At 66.5% G+C, this 18,559-nt stretch carries 16 protein-coding genes and 1 pseudogene; 12 read left to right on the forward strand and 5 right to left on the reverse strand.

Annotated features, from left to right (window positions below; genetic code table 11):
• The first annotated feature begins 28 nt into the window (after positions 1-28).
• Positions 29-1,075 carry an L-glyceraldehyde 3-phosphate reductase gene (gene mgrA / locus CJ014_RS16865; protein WP_100081655.1) on the forward strand — a complete coding sequence of 349 codons (1,047 nt, stop codon included), beginning with the start codon at positions 29-31 and terminating at the stop codon, positions 1,073-1,075.
• A gap of 406 nt (positions 1,076-1,481) precedes the next feature.
• On the opposite strand, the gene CJ014_RS16870 is transcribed toward mgrA, so the two are convergent.
• Both CJ014_RS16870 and mnmA read right to left on the reverse strand, forming a co-directional pair.
• Positions 1,482-2,570, reverse strand: coding sequence for a porin (locus CJ014_RS16870; protein ID WP_165790872.1), 1,089 nt, complete (start codon positions 2,568-2,570; stop codon positions 1,482-1,484).
• A gap of 1,019 nt (positions 2,571-3,589) precedes the next feature.
• Positions 3,590-4,744, reverse strand: coding sequence for a tRNA 2-thiouridine(34) synthase MnmA (gene mnmA, locus CJ014_RS16875; RefSeq protein WP_100081657.1), 1,155 nt, complete (start codon positions 4,742-4,744; stop codon positions 3,590-3,592).
• 304 nt (positions 4,745-5,048) lie between these two features.
• Here mnmA and CJ014_RS28320 point away from each other — a divergent pair, with 304 nt between their 5' ends.
• The 11 genes and pseudogenes from CJ014_RS28320 to CJ014_RS16930 all read left to right on the forward strand — a co-directional run bounded on the left by CJ014_RS28320 (position 5,049) and on the right by CJ014_RS16930 (position 16,727).
• Positions 5,049-7,397 carry a flagellar hook-length control protein FliK gene (locus CJ014_RS28320; RefSeq protein ID WP_100081658.1) on the forward strand — a complete coding sequence of 783 codons (2,349 nt, stop codon included), beginning with the start codon at positions 5,049-5,051 and terminating at the stop codon, positions 7,395-7,397.
• Between the two features lie 31 nt (positions 7,398-7,428).
• Positions 7,429-8,088 (forward strand): flagellar hook assembly protein FlgD, encoded by a 660-nt coding sequence (locus CJ014_RS16885; protein WP_100081659.1) that lies wholly within the window; start codon positions 7,429-7,431, stop codon positions 8,086-8,088.
• Between the two features lie 635 nt (positions 8,089-8,723).
• Positions 8,724-8,999, forward strand: a complete 276-nt coding sequence (sciP, locus tag CJ014_RS16890; protein ID WP_026784035.1) for a CtrA inhibitor SciP — start codon at positions 8,724-8,726, stop codon at positions 8,997-8,999.
• Positions 9,000-9,270: 271 nt separating this feature from the next.
• Positions 9,271-10,983 (forward strand): flagellar basal-body MS-ring/collar protein FliF, encoded by a 1,713-nt coding sequence (fliF, locus tag CJ014_RS16895; protein WP_100081757.1) that lies wholly within the window; start codon positions 9,271-9,273, stop codon positions 10,981-10,983.
• Entirely contained in the window at positions 10,984-12,048 is a 1,065-nt protein-coding gene (gene fliG / locus CJ014_RS16900; RefSeq protein ID WP_100081660.1) for a flagellar motor switch protein FliG, read from the forward strand.
• A gap of 28 nt (positions 12,049-12,076) precedes the next feature.
• Positions 12,077-12,763 carry a FliH/SctL family protein gene (locus tag CJ014_RS16905; protein WP_100081661.1) on the forward strand — a complete coding sequence of 229 codons (687 nt, stop codon included), beginning with the start codon at positions 12,077-12,079 and terminating at the stop codon, positions 12,761-12,763.
• Entirely contained in the window at positions 12,760-13,104 is a 345-nt protein-coding gene (fliN, locus tag CJ014_RS16910) for a flagellar motor switch protein FliN (protein WP_100081662.1), read from the forward strand. Before CJ014_RS16905 ends, fliN begins: the two co-directional genes overlap by 4 nt.
• Before the next feature lie 14 nt (positions 13,105-13,118).
• Positions 13,119-14,498, forward strand: a complete 1,380-nt coding sequence (gene flbD, locus CJ014_RS16915; RefSeq protein WP_100081663.1) for a sigma-54-dependent transcriptional regulator FlbD — start codon at positions 13,119-13,121, stop codon at positions 14,496-14,498.
• 86 nt (positions 14,499-14,584) lie between these two features.
• Positions 14,585-15,241, forward strand: a complete 657-nt coding sequence (darT, locus tag CJ014_RS16920) for a type II toxin-antitoxin system toxin DNA ADP-ribosyl transferase DarT (protein WP_100081664.1) — start codon at positions 14,585-14,587, stop codon at positions 15,239-15,241.
• A 12-nt stretch (positions 15,242-15,253) separates the two neighbouring features.
• A complete protein-coding gene (gene darG, locus CJ014_RS16925; protein ID WP_100081665.1) occupies positions 15,254-16,318 on the forward strand; it encodes a type II toxin-antitoxin system antitoxin DNA ADP-ribosyl glycohydrolase DarG in 1,065 nt (354 codons plus the stop codon).
• Between the two features lie 10 nt (positions 16,319-16,328).
• Positions 16,329-16,727, forward strand: a pseudogene (locus tag CJ014_RS16930) (GNAT family N-acetyltransferase).
• A gap of 9 nt (positions 16,728-16,736) precedes the next feature.
• Here the strand turns inward: CJ014_RS16930 and CJ014_RS16935 are convergent.
• The 3 genes from CJ014_RS16935 to CJ014_RS16945 form a co-directional block, all read right to left on the reverse strand.
• Complete coding sequence (locus CJ014_RS16935) at positions 16,737-17,102, reverse strand: glutathione S-transferase N-terminal domain-containing protein (RefSeq protein WP_100081666.1); 366 nt, start codon at positions 17,100-17,102, stop codon at positions 16,737-16,739.
• Positions 17,103-17,177: 75 nt separating this feature from the next.
• Positions 17,178-17,558: a VOC family protein gene (locus CJ014_RS16940; RefSeq protein WP_100081667.1), complete on the reverse strand. Its 381-nt coding sequence runs from the start codon at positions 17,556-17,558 to the stop codon at positions 17,178-17,180.
• Entirely contained in the window at positions 17,555-18,511 is a 957-nt protein-coding gene (locus CJ014_RS16945) for an alpha/beta fold hydrolase (protein WP_100081668.1), read from the reverse strand. Before CJ014_RS16945 ends, CJ014_RS16940 begins: the two co-directional genes overlap by 4 nt.
• Positions 18,512-18,559: the final 48 nt, after the last annotated feature.

An 18,559-nucleotide genomic window follows, 5' to 3' on the forward strand; every position in this document is an offset into this window, starting at 1 on the left:
AGGTCCGGACAAGCGAGGGAGCAATGCAATGGCTTATGAGGCGCGGGCCAACCGCTACGACGACATGATCTACCGCCGCGTCGGGCGGTCCGGCCTGAAGCTGCCGGCCATCTCGCTCGGCCTCTGGCAGAATTTCGGCGAGAACGCGCCGATCGAGCGCGGCCGCGCCATCTGCCGCGCCGCCTTCGACCTGGGCATCACCCACTTCGACCTCGCCAACAACTACGGCCCGCCGCCCGGCACCGCCGAGGAAGCCTTCGGCAAGCTGATCGCCAGCGATTTCCGGCCCTATCGCGACGAGATGATCGTCTCGACCAAGGCCGGCTACGGCATGTGGCCCGGCCCCTATGGCGAGTGGGGCAGCCGCAAGTACCTGATCGCCTCGCTCGACCAAAGCCTGAAGCGGCTCGGCCTCGACTACGTCGACGTCTTCTATTCCCACCGCTTCGATCCCGAGACGCCGCTCGAGGAGACCATGGGCGCGCTAGACCATATCGTCCGCTCGGGGCGCGCGCTCTACGTCGGCATTTCCTCCTACAATTCGCGGCGCACCCGCGAGGCCGTCGCCATCCTGAAGGCGCTCGGCACGCCCTGCCTCATCCACCAGCCGAGCTATTCGATGATCAACCGCTGGGTGGAGGACGACGGCCTGCTCGACACCATCGAGGAGCTCGGCGTCGGCGCCATCGCCTTCTCGCCGCTCGCCCAGGGCATGCTGACCGACAAATACCTGAAGGGCGAGGTGCCCGAGGGCAGCCGCGGCGCCCGCAAGGGACCGCTGAAGCCGACCTTCCTCTCCGAGGACAACCTCGCCCGCATCCGCGCCCTCGACGACCTGGCGAAAACGCGCGGTCAGACGCTGGCCCAGATGGCGATTGCCTGGGTGCTGAGGGGCGGCCGCGTCGCCTCGGCGCTGATCGGCGCCAGCCGGCCAGAGCAGGTGGCCGATTGCGTCGGCGCCCTGAAGAACCTCGAGTTCTCCGCCGCCGAACTCGCCGAGATCGACGCCCGCGCCCCCGACCTCAACGTCAACATCTGGGCCGCCTCGGCGGAGCGCCAGGGGCCTTCAAGATAAGCAGCCCGAGTCACCCCTCTCCCTGTTCCCTCGCCCCTTGTGGGAGAGGGACCAGGGAGAGGGGTAAGCCGCAAACTCGACGATGCCAGACAGTGCTTCGGTTTGGTTGGAGACTTATATTAGCTGCTCGCTTTTTCCTGCCTGAGGTCCTCCGCCTTCGCGGAGGATGACAGAATTATATTTATGAAACAGATAGATAACCTATCCATAGGTTGTCATCCTACGCGCAGGCGTAGGACCTCGGGCAGAAAAGGGCGCCTAGGCGGATATCGGACACCGACCCAAATGAAACCGCTCGATCGCCACGACACCATCCGAATATTCCCCACCCATCGCACCGACCATCCGCCCAATAGAAAAAGGCCCGGACGAACCGGGCCTTTCCCTCGCTCCTAGGGGATCGATATTACCACACGCGGACGAGGCGGGTGACAACGGCGAGCTGGTTCCAGTCGTCCTGGGCACCGTAGTCGACTTCACCCTGCAGGTTGAGGCCCGGGGCGAGCTGATAGTCGACGCCGAGGTTACCGTACACGAAATCGTCGGCGTTGCTGGAAACAGCGGCATCGACGATCTGGTAGCGAACGCCGGCGTAGACGGCCAGCGGATCGCTGACCTGATACGAAGCGGCGAGGGCCAGGTCGGTGATGTTCTCCGCCTTGTAGCCGGCGATGTTCTTCAGGTTGATGCCGTCGCCACCATCCTGGTAGGCGGCCCAGGCGCGCAGCTTCAGCTTGTCGACCAGCTTCAGGTTGACAGTCGCCTTGGCACCGAAGATGTCGCCATCCGCACCCAGAGTGTCGTTGTAGGAGCGATAGATGCCCGACACGTCGAAGCTACCCCAGGACTGACCGGTGACACCGATGATCACCGAGGCCTGATACTCTGCCGACTCGCTCGACTGCCAGATATAGGGCCGGTTGAGCGTCGCGCTCTCCGTGTCGTTATTGCCATAGAGACCGGCGCCGACGTAGAAACCGCCGCCGAGCTTGTCAACCAGCACGCTGGCGCCGGTGGCGGTGTAGTCGCCGGGAGCCCAGGTCGAGTCGTTGATGCCATAGAGGCCGTCGCCGTCGGCGACTTCGTCCTGACGGCCGACCGTCACGTAGCCGACCTGGATGAACGCCTGGTTGGCCAAAATGTTGCGCGTCTGGTCGTCGATACCGATTTCGAAGAACGAACGGACCGTGCCGATGTCAGAAGCCGTGCGGGCGTCGAACTGCACGCGGCCATCGGTGCGCATGCGAACGTTGTCGGCACCCGTATTCAGGTCGCCGCCGTTGTTGGTGTAGGTCACGCTGGCACGGACGCGGCCCGAGAACTTCAGGCAGGTCTCGGTGCCGGGAATGTAGAAGAAGCCGGCGCCGTAGGCGTCGCAGACCTTCACGTAATCGATGGCGGCCGGAGCGGCTTCGCCCGGCAGGTCGGCCGCCAAGGCGCCGGAAGCGGCCATCAGGCTGGCAGCGGTACCAAACAGGATGCTTTTCAGGTTCATTGATATCTCCAAAACCGTGAGCGGACCCCTTCCCCGCCGGCAGCAGCGTGGCCGCAACCATCGCGGAATGGCCCCGTTTACGACCGCACCCCGGCCGTCCGGCTCCCCAGCCCGACCCATCCGAAAGCGGCGGCGAGCTTCGCGTTCGCCAAGCTCACGACCGCTTGATTACCTATCGGGAGATGACGTTCAATGTCATAATTCACGATGTCGCGTCACAATTCGAGTCAAATAATCCATGTTGCAAAAAGGCAACTATAAATGTTTAGCCGAGAAAATATAAAACAGAATGGATTCCAAACCCGCGCAACCGCACCTCTATAAGGCTATTTCATAAACACTCTGCGTTCTATGTGGTTTTACATATGTAATATATTTTAGAATATTACACACCATTTAGACGGATATTCAGTGAATAATTGATGTTTATTCCACATCAATACATTTATAAGCCAACATAAAGCCAAAATATCACGAAGACGTGATCGAGATTCGCAACCTCGATAACGTCTGTCAAGCTGAAAAATCTATGTAGTATCGTGCTGATGCTTTTGGAGCGGATTCGGCGTTTGCGCCCGTTCAAGACGGGGCGAGCGAAGCCGTTTCCCGACAGGACTCGACGCCACCGGACGACAGCGTCCGTGTGCGGCATCTCTGGCAGGCGGATGTGACGGCCATATAACAAAACGGAAGGATAGTTCGCTTTTGCGGACCGGCAGACCGCGCGACGAAAGCGCGCGCGTCGCCGCTTCCATGCGCCCGCAATCAGCAGCGCTTGCGCGCGCCTTTGCCGAATGAAAGCGGCAACGGGAGACCTATACCAGCCCCTCGCCCGCGCCTGCCCGAGGTCCTGCGCCTGCGCGTAGGATGACAGAATTATATATAAGAAACATATGGATAGGTTGTCATCCTACGCGCAGGCGCAGGACCTCGGGCAGAATGGAGCAAGGGGCCAATATAAGACACCCTTGTATCCAGCGGGGACGATCCCCGCTTCGCCGGTTCCCATCGCCCCGACCTCACTCCGCCGCCAGCGACCTGTGCATCGACGCGGTGGCCTCGATGAAGCCGCCGCCCAGCACCCGCGCTTCGTCGCCGGGCGCGTCGTAGAGCACGCAGGCCTGGCCGGGCGCGATGCCCTGCTCGCCGTCCAGGAGCTCGACGCCGATCCGGCCGTCCTGCCGGACGATCATCGCCGCCTGCGGCGGCCGCGACGAGCGCACCTTGGCGAACACCGTGCGGCCGCTGTCGACCTCGGCGTCGAGCGATGCGCCGCCGATCCAGTTGAGGTCGCGCAGCGTCAGGCGATGGGTGATCAGCGCCTCGCGCGGCCCCACCACCACCTGGCGGCTCGCCGCGTCGAGCCGGATGACGAACAGCGGCTCGCCGGTGGCGACGCCGAGGCCCTTCCGCTGGCCGACCGTGAAATGGATGATGCCGCCGTGGCGGCCGAGCACCCGGCCGTCGACGTGGACGATGTCGCCGGCCGCCGCCGCTTCCGGCTTCAGCTTCTCGATGACGTCGGCATACTTGCCCTGCGGCACGAAGCAGATGTCCTGGCTGTCGTGCTTGTCGGCCACTTCCAGGCCGAGGTCGCGGGCCACCGCTCGCGTCTCCGGCTTGGTCAGGCCGCCGAGCGGGAAGCGCAGGAAATCGAGCTGCTCCTGGGTGGTGGCGAACAGGAAATAGCTCTGGTCGCGGTCGAGATCGACCGGCCGGTACATGGCGCGATGGCCGTCCACCAGGCGCGAGCGCACGTAATGGCCGGTGGCCAGCGCCTCGGCGCCGAGGTTCCGCGCCGTGTCGAGCAGGTCGGAGAACTTGACCGTCTGGTTGCAGGCGACGCAGGGCACCGGCGTCTCGCCGGCGATGTAGCTCTCGGCGAAGCGGTCGATCACCGCCTCGCGGAACCGGCTCTCGTAGTCGAGCACGTAATGGGGAATGCCGAGCCGGGCCGCCACGTCGCGGGCGTCGTGGATGTCCTGGCCGGCGCAGCAGGCGCCCTTGCGGTGGATCGCCTCGCCGTGGTCGTAGAGCTGCAGCGTCACGCCGACGACGTCGTAGCCCTCGCGTTTCAAAAGACCGGCGACGACGGAAGAATCGACGCCGCCGGACATGGCGACGACGACACGGGTGTCCTCTGGGCGGCCTTCGAGATCGAGCGAATTCAGCATGGCGTCTTTCCGGCGGAACGCTGGGTCCGGTGCCGCCGGCCCGCTCCGCTCACAACTCGTTCCTAATAGCTGCTTTGGCCGCCAAGCTCCAGAGCCACGCCGGCATGGCTGGGTCATTTCTGCCGGGTAACGGCAAAGCTTGCCGGCCGGCCGGGCCGCGCCGGCGGCGGGCGCTGGCGACGCGCCGCGGAAAAACCGTGTTGCGCGAATGGCTTGTTCCCGGGCCGGTCACGGCCGATCGTTGGCCTTTTCCTTGCAGTCCAAAGGGGTGACCGAGTTTGTCCCGCGTGTAACGGATCCGTCCATGGCCACTGTCGCTCCCGTTCTGCCGCTTCCCCAGTCCGCCGCGCCGACGCCGGCGGCGACCTTGAGCGTCGCCGCCGTCAAGGGCGCCGGCAACGATTTCCGCGACATGGTGGCCGACGCGACCGACTACGAGCCGACCGCCCAGCCGGCATCGCCGCGCGACACGCCCGCGCCGCAACGGGCCGACCGCGCCGATCGCGCCGACGGCGCTTCCGGGCGTCGCGCCGACCGGGCCGATCGGGCCTCCGGACGCCGCGCCGACCGCACGGACGATGCGCCCGGACGCCGGGCCGACCGTGGCGACGCCGCGCCGTCGCGTCGCGGCGACCGGCGGGACGCCGCCGCGGCCACCGATGCCCCGGCGGATACCGGCGCCGAGATGGACGACGCCGACCTCGACGACGTCGCCGTCGATGCGGTCGCCGAGGCCGACCCGGCCGCCGCCGCCGAGCTCGCCGCCGTGCCGCTCGACCTCGCCAATTTCTGGTCCGCCTACGCCGGCTTGCAGTCCGATGGCGAAGGCGACGCCGTCGCCGCGCTCGGCACGACCACCCCGGCCGCGGCCCCGGCGCCCCAGACACCCGCCGCCGCCGAAGGCTTCCAGCAGGCGCTCGCCGATGCCGGCGCCACGACGCCCGAACCGTCCCGACAGAACGCCGGCACTGCCGCGGCGACCGCTGCGGCCACCGCCGCCTCGATTGCCGACGCCACCGCCGCGGCGAGCGACGACGCGGCGGCGGCAGCGCTCGACGCGGCCACTCGGCAGCCGTCCGCCCCGCAGCCCTCTCCGGTGTCGCAGCCCGCCACGACACCGGCTGCCACAACGCAGTCCGCGACGGTCCAGACGGCGGCGGCGGCAACAGTCGATCAAGCCGCTTTGGCCGCTGCCGCGGCGGCGACCCAGAAGCCGGCCGCCACGCCGGCCGACGACACGACCGCCACCGTGACCGTTCCCGCCGCCACGCCGGACACCGCCGACCTGCCGGAGCCGCCGGTCGCGCCGCAGGCCACGCCGGCCGCCGCGACCTCGCAGTCCGACAACAAGCCGGCGACGCCGGCGCTCGACACCGCCGCGACGCTCCAGCCGCCCGCCGAGGCGGCGCCCACGCCGCCCGCTGCATCCTCGGACGATGCGCCGCAGGCGTCCACCACCGCGGCTTCGGCCACCGCCTCGACCAAAACCACCGATGCGCCGGCCACCGACGCGCCGAAGGTGACGGTCGCGCCGCCGGCACCGATCCCGGCCGCCGCCAATGACGCCGCCACCACGACCACCGCCCTGCCGGTCGTCGATGCCGATACCGCCGCCCCGTCGCAGACGAGCGCCGCCGCCCCGGCCGGCATTCCCCCGAAGCCGGCGGCTTCCACCGGCAAGCCGGCGGCGACCGCGACGACCGCCGCATCCGCCGATGACAGCGCGGCGGCCGCCGACGACGCCACCCAGCCGGCGACCACGGCGCGCGTCTCCCAGTCGCCGCTGCCCTCCAGTGGTCGGCTTTCGGCCGCCGCCACCGCCGCCACGGATGTCGCCACCACCGATGCGATCGCCACCGCCGGTGCCGTGGCTGCCGCCGCCAGCGTCAAGCCGGCCGATACCAAGGCCGCTACCGCCGAGAAGCCCTCGACCGCCACCGATGCCCCAGGCGAGCGCACGTCGGCCAGCAGCGCCGGCGCCGCTCCCAACCAGGCCGCCGACAACGGCCTCGCCAAACCGAAGACGGTGAGCGGCGTTTCCAGCGCCGCCCGCGCCTTCGCCGACCGCCTGCGCGACGTTGGCGCCGGCGCGACGCAAGCCGACGCCGCCCCGGGCACCCAGGCCCTGCCGGCCGGCCAGACCGCAGGCACCACGGCCGCACCCCAGGCCGCCGCTGCCGCGACCGCCGGCGCCGCCGTCAAGCTCGACGATGTCGGCGCCACCATCGTTCGCCACGTCAAGGCCGGCGAAACCAGCTTCTCGGTGCGGCTCGACCCGGCCGATCTCGGCAAGGTCGACGTCAAGGTCGACTTCTCGGCCGATGGCAGCGCCCGTGCCCATCTCGTCGTCGAGCGCCGCGACACCTTCGAGGCGCTGTCGCGCGACCAGCGGCACATCGAGCAGACGCTGCGCGACGCCGGCTTCGAGGTGAAGGACGGCTCGGTGTCGATGTCGATGCGCCAGGACGGCGGCCAGCAGCAGGACCGGTCCGCCGCCTTCGCCCGCCAGGACCAGCAGCAGCAACAGCAGCAGGGCCGCCAGACCCCGCCCGAGGGCTCTCTCAGGAGCAAGGCCGAGGATGAGGTCCAGACGGCGATCGCCCCCGGCGCCTACCGCCCGCGCGGCGACGGCCGCATCGATATCCGCGTCTGAGTGAGAGCTTCGGCAGTTTCAGGAGACCATCATGAGCGTATCCGGCATCGGTTCCTCCTCGAACGGCAACACGTCCTCGGCGGCGACCAACGCGCTGACCTCCAACTATGCGACCTTCCTGACGCTGCTCACCACCCAGCTCAAGACGCAGAGCCCGCTGTCGCCGATGGACGTCAACAACTTCACCCAGCAGCTCGTCCAGTATTCGACGGTCGAGCAGCAGATCCAGACCAACCAGAACCTCCAGGCGATGATGGACACGCTAACCTCCAGCGCCGCGCTCCAGCTCGTCAACTACGTCGGCAAGTCGGTCACCGCCTATTCCGACACCACCAAGTTCCAGGACGGCAAGGCCGACTGGACGGTGAATTCCTCGGCCGACGCGCCGGGCGCCAAGGTGACCATCACCGACGAGAACGGCGGCGTGGTCTACCAGGGCACCACCGACCTCAAGGCCGGCAACAACACCTTCAGCTGGGACGGCCAGGGCACCTACGGCTCCGACTACAGCTCGTCCACCGGCGCCTACACCATCTCGGTCAACGGCACCGATGCCAACGGCAAGGCGGTCACCATCACCACCGAGATCACCGGCAAGGTGCAGGCGGTCGACACCTCCTCCCAGCAGCCGTTCATCAAGGTCAACGGCCGCCTGCTGCCGCTGTCGGCGCTGACCGAGGTCTCCGCCTGACGCCGAGATGCGCTGACGATGCCTCCCGGCCGCCTGCCGATTTCTCACGCCCCTGATGCAAACGGCAAAACGGACGCGACGCCTTATATCCGCCTTCCGCCCTTTCCGGCCCGAGGTCCTGCGCCTCCGCGCGGGATGATAGAATTATATATAGAAAACAAATATATAACCTCCCCACAAGGTGTCATCCTGCGCGCAGGCGCAGGACCTCGGGCAGGATGAAGCAGGCGGCCGATGTAAGTCTCCAGGAAGGTCGCCGCTTTTTCCTTCATCCGCCTGCCAACCGGATGTTTTGGGCCGGCCTGCGAACATGCATCGGACTTTCCGAAAGCCGGCGTCCACCGTCCGATCCGAGGCTCTAGGTAGTTATTCGCATCATTCGGCATCGTTGCAAAATCGGCCGGCACGCTATGGAGCGGGCCGCCGAGGACGCCTTTCGCGTGGCCCCGTTAATCTTTGAAACGGAAAAGCGCCTCATTTCCGCGGCCGGGCGGCCCAATTCCTAAAACGCGGCAAACGGCAGGCTTTCGGCAAGTCGTTCAAAATCTTACCGAATTCTTGCGAAGCAGTTAGGCGTTTTTTAAACGGCTTGATTTAGGGTGCTCTTCTGAAGGTCAGATTTGTGTGAGAGTAGAATGACCGAACAGATGCGTCCGCGCGTAAAATACGTCATTGGGCCGGATGGAAGCCCATTGACCATTGCCGATTTGCCGCCTGAAGGCACCCAGCGCTGGGTAATCCGCCGCAAGGCCGAGGTTGTCGCCGCCGTTCGCGGCGGCCTCCTGTCCCTGGAGGAAGCCTGCAAGCGCTACACCCTCACCGTCGAGGAATTCCTGTCCTGGCAGCAGTCGATCGACAAGCACGGGCTTGCCGGCCTCAGGGCGACGCGCGTCCAGCAATATCGTCCCTGACGGGACCCCAACAAGCGTCCTTTTCAAGGGGGCGGCCGGTCCGGACGGATCGACCGCCCTTGCCTTTTTGTGGCCCCGCCGCTGCACCCGGCAAAAAATGCCGTGAATTATGCAAATCTTCATAAACCGGTTTTGGCGGATTTCCGCCGATCGCGCCGGACCGGCCGTCTGGCGTTAATAACTTGTTTACCATAAGCGTGTGGAAATAATTGCCGCCTTGGTCCGCGGCGGCGTCGACGATTCACGCCGTGTCGAACAGTGGGGAATCGGCGTGGGTGGATTTGGAGAGTTCCTGAAGAGCCTGGGGCCAAGCCGGCTGGCGGCAATGGGCGCCGTGGCGCTCGGCCTGATGGGCTTCTTCGTGTTCATCGTGCTGCGTTTCTCGGCCATTCAGCAGGTCCCGCTCTATACCGGCCTCAGCCTCGACGATTCGGCGGCCATCGCCCAGCAGCTCACCTCGGCCGGCACCGCCTTCACGCTGAAGGAGGGCGGCACCACCATCCTCGTCGACGAGACCAAGCTCGACCAGACGCGCATGGCGCTGGCCCAGCAGGGCCTGCCGGCCGGCGACAGCGTCGGCTACGAGATCTTCGACAAGACCGACGCCCTGGGCACCACCTCCTTCGTGCAGTCGGTCAACGCGCTGCGCGCCCTCGAAGGCGAGCTGTCGCGCACCATCCGCACCATCCGCCAGGTCGATCAGGCGCGCGTCCACCTGGTGCTGCCCGAGCGGCAACTGTTCCGCAAGGACGAGCAGAAGCCCACCGCCTCCATCGTGCTGAAGACGCGCGGCACGCTCGATCCCGGCCAGATCCGCGCCATCCAGCACCTCGTCGCCTCGGCGGTGTCCGGCCTCGATCCCGCGCGCATCTCGGTGATCGACGAGACCGGCCGCCTGCTCGCCCAGGGCAACGGCGACGAGAGCAGCGCCTCCTACCTCGCCACCAACGCCGACGAGCGCACCACCGCCTACCAGAACCAGGTGGAAGCCCGCGTCCGCGACATCGTCGAAAGCGTGGTCGGCGCCGGCCGGGCCCGCGTCCGCGTCGCCGCCGAGCTCGACTTCAACCGCGTCCAGGAGACGCAGGACACCTTCGACCCCAACGGCCAGGTCGTCCGCTCCACCCAGACGCGCGAGGAGAAGTCGCTGAGCCAGGACAACCAGGGCAATCCGCCCGTCTCGGCCGGCAACCAGATCCCCAACGCCAACCAGACGCAGGGCGCCCAGGGCGCGTCGCAGACCTCCGACAACGCCCAGACCACCGAGGAAACGGTCAACTACGAGATTTCCAAGACCACCCGCACCCAGGTGACCGAGGTCGGCGGCGTCAAGCGCCTGTCGGTGGCCGTGCTGGTGGACGGCCGCTATACGCCGGACGCCAACGGCGTCATGACCTACGCGCCGCGGCCGCAGCCCGAGCTCGACCAGATCACCTCGCTGGTGCGCACCGCCATGGGCTATGACGACAAGCGCGGCGACCAGTTGCAGGTGGTCAACCTGCAGTTCGCCGACAGCCCGCCCGGCCCGGCCGACCTTGCCGCCGCGCCGGCCTCGATGTTCGACTTCTCGCGCGAGGACATCATGCGCTTCGCCGAGATGGGCGTGTTGATCCTGGTGACGCTGCTGGTGCTCTTGTTCGCCGTCCGGCCGCTGATCCGCCGCATCCTCGGCTCGGACATCGACGCCGAGACGCTGCCGGCCATCACCTCCGCCCTGAGCGAGGCGGCGGCCGCCGGCCGCAACGCGGTGACGGTGGTGCTCAACCCCGACGGCAAGCCGGTGGTGATGGGCGCCGACGGCGTGGAGGTGGCCGGCGAAGCGCCGGACATCCCCGCCCTGCCCAACGACACCCGCATCGAGAGCGCCAAGGCGCAGGGCGCCATGCAGCTCGACCAGGTGCGCAAGGTCGGCGACCTCGTGGGCGACAATCCCAACGAGGCGGCGATCATCATCCGCAACTGGCTGTCGGAGGTGCCGGCGTAAATGGCCCTGTCTCCCACCGCGCTGGTCGCCAAAGGCAACGCGCTCACCATCTCCTCCGAAGGCGAGAGCCGCGCGCTGAACGGCGCCGAGAAGGCCGCCGTGATGATGCTGGCGCTCGGCGACCGCTACGGCGGCCCGATCTGGAAGCTGCTCGACGAGATCGAGATCAAGCAGCTTTCCGTCGCCATGTCCAAGCTCGGGCCGATCACCCCCGCCATGCTCGACGACCTGCTGGTCGAGTTCGTCACCCGCGTCTCGTCTTCCGGCGCGCTGATGGGCAACTACGACACCACCGAGCGCCTGCTGCTCGCCGTGCTGCCGCCCGACAAGGTCAACGCCATCATGGACGAGATCCGGGGGCCGGCTGGCCGCAACATGTGGGAGAAGCTCTCCAACGTGCAGGAGAACGTGCTCGCCAACTATCTCAAGAACGAATATCCGCAGACCGTCGCCGTCGTCCTCTCCAAGATCAACTCCGACCACGCGGCCCGTGTCCTCTCCAAGCTGCCCGACGAATTCGCGCTGGAGGTGGTCGACCGCATGCTGAAGATGGAGGCGGTGCAGAAGGACATCCTCGAGAAGGTCGAGCAGACGCTGCGCGTCGAGTTCATGTCCAACCTCACCAACACCCAGCGCCGCGACGCCCACGAGCTGATGGCCGAGATCTTCAACTCCTTCGACCGCAACACCGAGGCGAAGTTCATCGCCGCCCTCGAGGAGCACAACCGCGACGCCGCCGACCGCATCAAGGCGCTGATGTTCACCTTCGACGACCTCGCCAAGCTCGACGCCGGCGCCATCCAGACGGTGCTGCGCCAGGTCGAGAGGGACAAGCTGGCGCTGGCGCTGAAGGGCGCCAAGGAAGGCGTGCGCGACTTCTTCTTCGCCAACATGTCGGCCCGCGCCTCGGCCATGCTGAAGGAGGACATGGAAGCCATGGGCGCCGTCCGCCTGCGCGACGTCGACGATGCCCAGGCCGCCCTGATCAATCTCGCCAAGGACCTCGCCGCCAAGGGCGAGATCATGATTTCCAAGAACAAGGGCGAGGACGAGCTCGTCATGTGACGGGCCCCTCGCAAAGGAGTATCCGCTGATGGCGGCACCGGCCCGCTTCCTGTTCGACAACGACTTCTCGGCCCCGGCGGCGCGCGCCGACGCCGCGCCGGCGACCGTGATGGTTCCCGAGCCGGAGCATCTTTCGCGTCTCGCCGAAGCCGAGGCCGCTGCCTACGAGCGGGGCCTTGCCGCCGGCCGCGACAGCGCCGAGGCTCAGGCCGCCGACCGCACCGCCCGCGAAGCCATGCGCCTGTCCGACGAGGCGCAGCGCCTCGCCAGCGCCGCCCAGTCGATCCTCGCCGTGCTCGACACCGAGCGCGCCCGCATCGAGGCCGACGCCATGCGCCTTGCCGAGACGGTGGCCATCAAGATCGCCGGCTCGCTGGTCGAGCGGCAGCCGCGCGAGCGCATCCTCGGGCTCTTGGAAGACTGCTTCGCGCCGTTGCGCGCCGCGCCCCACCTGGTCATCCGCCTGTCGGACGTCGACGCCGGGCCGATCCAGGGCGAACTGAAGCGCCTCGTCGCCGAGCGCGGCTTCGAGGGCCGCCTCGTGGTGCTCGGAGAGCCCGGCATGACGCGCGGCGACTGCCGCATCGAGTGGGCCGATGGTGGTATAGTTCTCGACCACGCCGCCGTCGTCGCCGGCATCGAGGCGGCGATCGCCCGCTACCTGCCGGCCCCGGACCCGACCGACCTCACGTCCAACAGCGGAGCCGCCGCATGACCCCCGCCGACGAACCCTCGGGCATCGACCTCGAATCACACGTCGCCGAGCGCCGCCGGGCCGGCGACGACGGCGACGATCACGCCGTCACCCGCTCGGCCGCCGAGCTCGAGGCGGTGTTCGACGTTCCGGTGCGCGTGTCGGCCATCCTCGGCCGCGCCCGCCTCGGCGTCAGCGACCTCCTGCAGCTCGCCCCCGGCTCCGTGCTGGAGCTCGACCGCAAGGTCGGCGAAGCCATCGACATCTACGTCAACGACCGCCTCGTCGCCCGTGGCGAAGTGGTGCTGGTCGAAGACAAGCTCGGCGTGACGATGACCGAAATCGTCAAGGCCGAGCGCTGACCGGAGACAGACCCATGCGCCTTCTGATCGTCGGCTCGCTCAACGGCCAGCTCACCGCCGCCACCCGCATCGCCATGGACAAGGGCGCGTCGGTGCTGCAGGCCGATACCATCGACACCGCGCTGCGGACGCTGCGCTCGGGGCGCGGCGCCGACCTCGTCATGATCGACGTGTCGCTGCCGATCCAGCGGCTGATCACCTCGCTGGAAGAGGAACGCATCCACGTTCCCGTCGTCGCCTGCGGCATCGCCACCGACGCCAAGGCGGCGGTCGCCGCCATCCGCGCCGGCGCCAAGGAATACATCCCCCTGCCGCCCGACGCCGAGCTGATCGCCGCCGTGCTCGCCGCCGTCACCGCCGACAGCCGCGACCTGGTGGTGCGCGACGAGGCGATGCAGGCGGTCTTGAAGCTGGCCGACCAGGTGGCCGGGAGCGAGGCGTCGATCCTGATCACCGGCGAGAGCGGCACCGGCAAGGAGGTGCTCGCCCGCTACGTCCACCGCAAGTCGGCGCGCGTCGACAGGCCCTTCGTCTCCGTCAACTGCGCCGCCATTCCGGAGAACCTGCTGGAATCCGAGCTGTTCGGCCACGAGAAGGGCGCGTTCACCGGTGCCGTCGCCCGCCGCGTCGGCAAGTTCGAGGAAGCCTCCGGCGGCACGCTGCTGCTCGACGAAATCTCCGAGATGGACGTCCGCCTGCAGGCCAAGCTGTTGCGCGCCATCCAGGAGCGGGTGATCGACCGGGTCGGCGGCGGCAAGCCGGTGCCGGTGGACATCCGCATCATCGCCACCTCCAACCGCAACCTCTCCGACGCCGTGAAAGAGGGCCGCTTCCGCGAAGACCTGCTCTACCGCCTCAACGTCGTCAACCTGAAGATCCCCTCGCTGCGCGACCGGCCCGCCGACATCCTGGCGCTCGCCGAGCATTTCGGCCGCAAATACGCCGAGATCAACGGCATGCCGGAGCGGCCGCTCGCCGCCGACGCCAAGCGCGAGCTGATCGCCGCCCGCTGGCCGGGCAACGTCCGCGAGCTCGAGAACACCATCCACCGCGCCGTGCTCTTGGCGAGCGGCACCGAGATCGGCGTCGAGGCCATCCGCTCGCCCGACGGCGCCCGCATGGAAGGCACCGCCGCCGTGCCGCGCGCCACCGACCCGGCCGCCCGCGCCGCCCAGACGGCCGAGGCGGTGACGCGCGCCCTGGTCGGCCGCACCGTCGCCGAGGTGGAGCGCGACCTCATCCTCGACACGCTCGACCACTGCCTCGGCAACCGCACCCACGCCGCCCGCATCCTCGGCATCTCCATCCGCACGCTCCGCAACAAGCTCAACGAATACGAAGCCGAAGGCATCGACGTGCCCGACCCCGGCACCAGCCGGATCGCCACGGCATGAGGAGGCACTAATTGCCCGTCTTGCCCGGCACCTCGACTTCGGAGAAGGTGTTTAAAGATTGAATCTGAGGGAACTTTACCCAAAGAATGCCTGTGCCTGATCGCCCAAAGATCTACCATATCATCCACATCGATCGGCTTGCCTCGATCGTGGCGGATGGCTTTCTGTGGTCGGATGCGACAATGGCGCAGCGACAGGGCGCTGGAACAACGATCGGAATGCACCGCATCAAGGCCCGTCGCCTCAATGAGCTCAATCTGAGCTGTCATCCCGATTTGCGTGTAGGACAATGTGCTCCGTTCTATTTTTGTCCCAGATCGGTTATGTTGTATCTGATCTACTGTCGGAATGAGGAACTTTCCTACAAAGGCGGGCAGGAACCGATTGTTCACCTCGAAGCGGACCTGCATGCCTCGATCGAATGGGCACAAGCGAACAACCGTCGTTGGGCTTTTACCCTGTCCAACGCTGGAGCTTATTACTTCGAGGATCGATCAGATACTAAACAGCTCGGTGACATCAATTGGGCCGCGGTGCAAGCTCTCAAGTGGAGCGGCAATGGCATTTCACGCTCGGTAAAGGAAGGCAAGCAGGCTGAGTTCTTGATCGAAAACTCTTTTCCTTGGCATCTTTTCGAGCGAATTGGTGTTTTTTCCCAAGCCTATGTGGCACCGACATCTACTGCGATGCAAGGCGCCATGTACCGACCGACGATCGAAATTCGGCGAGATTGGTATTATTGAGGGAGGGTGGCGATGATCGAATTCACGACAGGCGACATCCTGCAAGCGGATGCGGAAGCGTTCGTCAACACGGTGAATTGCGTTGGCGTCATGGGGCGCGGCATCGCTTTACAATTCAAAAACACTTTTCCCGACAATTTCAAGGCTTATGCAGCCGCCTGTGCACGCGAAGAAGTGCAGCCGGGCCGGATGTTCGTATTTGAAACACATCGCCTGAGCAACCCGAAGTTCATCATCAATTTTCCGACCAAACGCCATTGGCGCGGCAAGAGCCGCATCGAGGACATCGATTCCGGCTTGGCGGCGCTGGCGGAGGAGATCCGCCGCCGTAACATTCGCTCGATTGCCATCCCGCCACTTGGCAGCGGCCTCGGTGGACTTGACTGGGCCGACGTGCGCCCGCGTATCGTCGACGCGCTGCGTGGCTTCAACGATACGCAGGTCCTCGTATTTGAACCGAACAGCGCGCCCGTCGCGACGAAGTCGAGAGACGTGCCGGACATGACAGCGGGACGGGCTGCCCTCGTGGTGCTGATCCATCGCTATCTGAGCGGGCTGATGGACCCCTTCGTGACTTTGATCGAAGTGCAAAAGCTTATGTACTTCATGCAGGAGGCCGGCGAGCCGCTTCGACTCAACTACGTCAAGCATCACTATGGCCCCTATGCCGAAAATCTGCGTCATGTATTGACCAAGATCGAAGGCCACCTTGTCTCAGGTTATCATGATGGCGGGGACGCGCCAGATAAGCAACTGGAATTGGTTCCTGGTGCGGTCAAAGACGCCGAGGCATTCCTGGGCAACGACAGCGATACGCGAGATCGCTTTGACCGGGTGGGCGAACTCGTGGAAGGCTTCGAGACTCCCTTTGGCCTTGAACTTCTTGCCACTGTGCATTGGGTGGCAATGCACGAGAACGCAACGAACGCTGAAGAAGCGACTGCGCATGTTCATGCCTGGAATGGGCGCAAGAGACGCTTTTCGCCGCGTCAGATCGGCATCGCCTACGACACCCTTCAAACGAAAGGCTGGTTATCCTCTCCCGACCCCGGCACCAGCCGCATCGCCACGGCATGAGGAGGCGTCTCTGGAGTTCAGGATAGACCCGTTTCCGGCCGAGACCGACCTCGGGGCGCTTTGGCGCGCCGCCTGAAGCGGCCCCATGCCGCCCCGCTTTGCGGATATCCTGTCCCGCAGCCTCGGGCATGTCGGGGCCTATGACGGCGAGACGATCGTCGGCTTCGTCAATGTCGCATGGGACGGCGGCCTGCACGCCTTCCTCCTCGACACCTGCGTCCATCCGGATTTTCGCAGGCGAGGCGTCGCCACGCGCCTCGTCAGCGAGGCCGAGAAACTCGCCCGCCAGCGCGGCGCGCATTGGCTGCACGTCGATTTCGAGCCCCACCTCGCGGACTTCTATCGCGGCTGCGGCTTCCGCCCGACCGCCGCCGGCCTGATCGACCTCGGGCAGGATCGGGCGGGCTGACAAGCCGCCTCAGGCCCCCTGCTTGAGCTCGGCATTTTCCTTGTAGAGCGCCAGAAGCTGCTTGAACGGCCCGTCGACGTAGGCCTGAAACGTCGGCAACTGCGCCGGCGCCGGCCCGCCCTCCTTGACGAAGTGGGCGATGATGTCGTCCGACTCCGTCATGTAGGTGTCGCCCAGGCGCAGCGTCGGATAGCTGACCTTGGCAAGGTGGGGCGACAGCTCCGCCTTCATCGCGTCCTCCTCCTCGGGCGAGCGGCTTTCGCGCAGGGTGACCGTATCGATGAGACCGGCCTCCAGAAGATAAAGGCGCACCTTCAGACAGAACGGGCAGCCATGCTTGACGAACAGGACGGGATTTTCTGAAATCAGCGACATGCGGACCTCCGATTGCAATCGAGCTTGAGTTTAAAGGAACCGTCCCGTCGCGCGGATGTTCCAGCCGCTCAGCCCTCACCCATGGGCCTCGTCGTGGTCGACATATTCGACGATCATGCCGTCGGCATGCCGGAAGCGGGTCTTGCGGCCCACCGGCGTCCTCCGGACCGGCTCCAGTTGCTGCCCGCCGGCCGCGTTCAGCACATCGGCATAGGACTCCAGCCGGTCGACCTGGATGGTCAGCCGCGTCGCCTCGAACGGAGCGCGGCGCTCGGGCGGGCCGGCGATGATCAGCACCGAGAGCTTCGCCGAGGAGACGGCGGCCAGTTCGAGGCCGGCCTCCGGATAGGCGAAGCGCAGCGTCTCCCGGCCCGAGAGCAGTTCGGTATAGAAGGCGACGGTCGGATCGAGCGCGTCGGCGTCGACGAAGACGCGGATGAAGGTTTCGAGGATCACTGGACCGATCCCTGGCTGGCAAGCCCCGCCGTCTGGGAATTCGGGCTTGCAGGCGGTTTCCGGGCGGCGATCGCCGGCGGCCGGGCGGCAGCGGGCTTTCCGGCTGCCATGAAATCCTCGATCGCCTTCAGGTACTGCTTGGGGTCCTGCGAATGGGCGGGATGGCCGACATCCTTCAGCACCACCAGCCTGGCGCCCGGGATGGCCTTGGCGATATGGGCGGCGTGCTCGGGCCGGATGACCGGATCGTGGTCGCCGATGACGATTTCGGTCGGCACGCGGATCCTGGCGAGATCGCCGTCCGAATAGTTCGGCTCGGTCGCCCACAGCCGCCGGAATATCCGCTCGCGCGCCATCTGGCGGCTGCGCGCCCGTGCCGCCGGGTCGGGCTGGTCCGCCTCGTCCGACGACAGGCTTTCGGACAGCGGCGGCGGGTCGATCTCCGGGATCGAGGTCAGCCCGTCCGGCGTGACGTTGGGCGCCTGGGCGAACAGCCGGTCGAGCAGCTTCGGATGATGCATGGCGATATCGAGGCCGATGATGCCGCCGTCGCTCCAGCCGACCAGCGTCACCTTGTCGACCTTGAGCTCGGCAAGCAGCGCCACATAGTCCTCGGCCATCCGGTGATAGGTCAGCCAGGCAAGGCCGTGCTTCGAGCGCCCCTGCCCCCGGCTGTCGGCGACGATCACCTCGTGGCTCCTGGCCAGCGTCGGCACCTCGAAGCTCCAGACGTCGCCGCTCGACAGGCCGCCGTGGATCAGCAGGATGGGCGATCCCTTGCCCTTGCCGTAGACGGAATAGAACATGCTGATGCCGCGGATGTCGGCAAAGCCGCTCTCGTCGGCCGGCGGCATCGGCGGCGGCACGGGAAAGCGCTGCCACTTCGGCACGGCGAGCGCCGGCGCGGCGGCCGCGAGCAGCAGACAGATGACCCCGAGGAAACGTCGCAGCATCGGCAAGGCCCGTTTCGTTGAATGCCCAGGGCCTGCCAATGTAACCGC

This window comes from Pleomorphomonas carboxyditropha, assembly GCF_002770725.1.
Classification (GTDB): domain Bacteria; phylum Pseudomonadota; class Alphaproteobacteria; order Rhizobiales; family Pleomorphomonadaceae; genus Pleomorphomonas; species Pleomorphomonas carboxyditropha.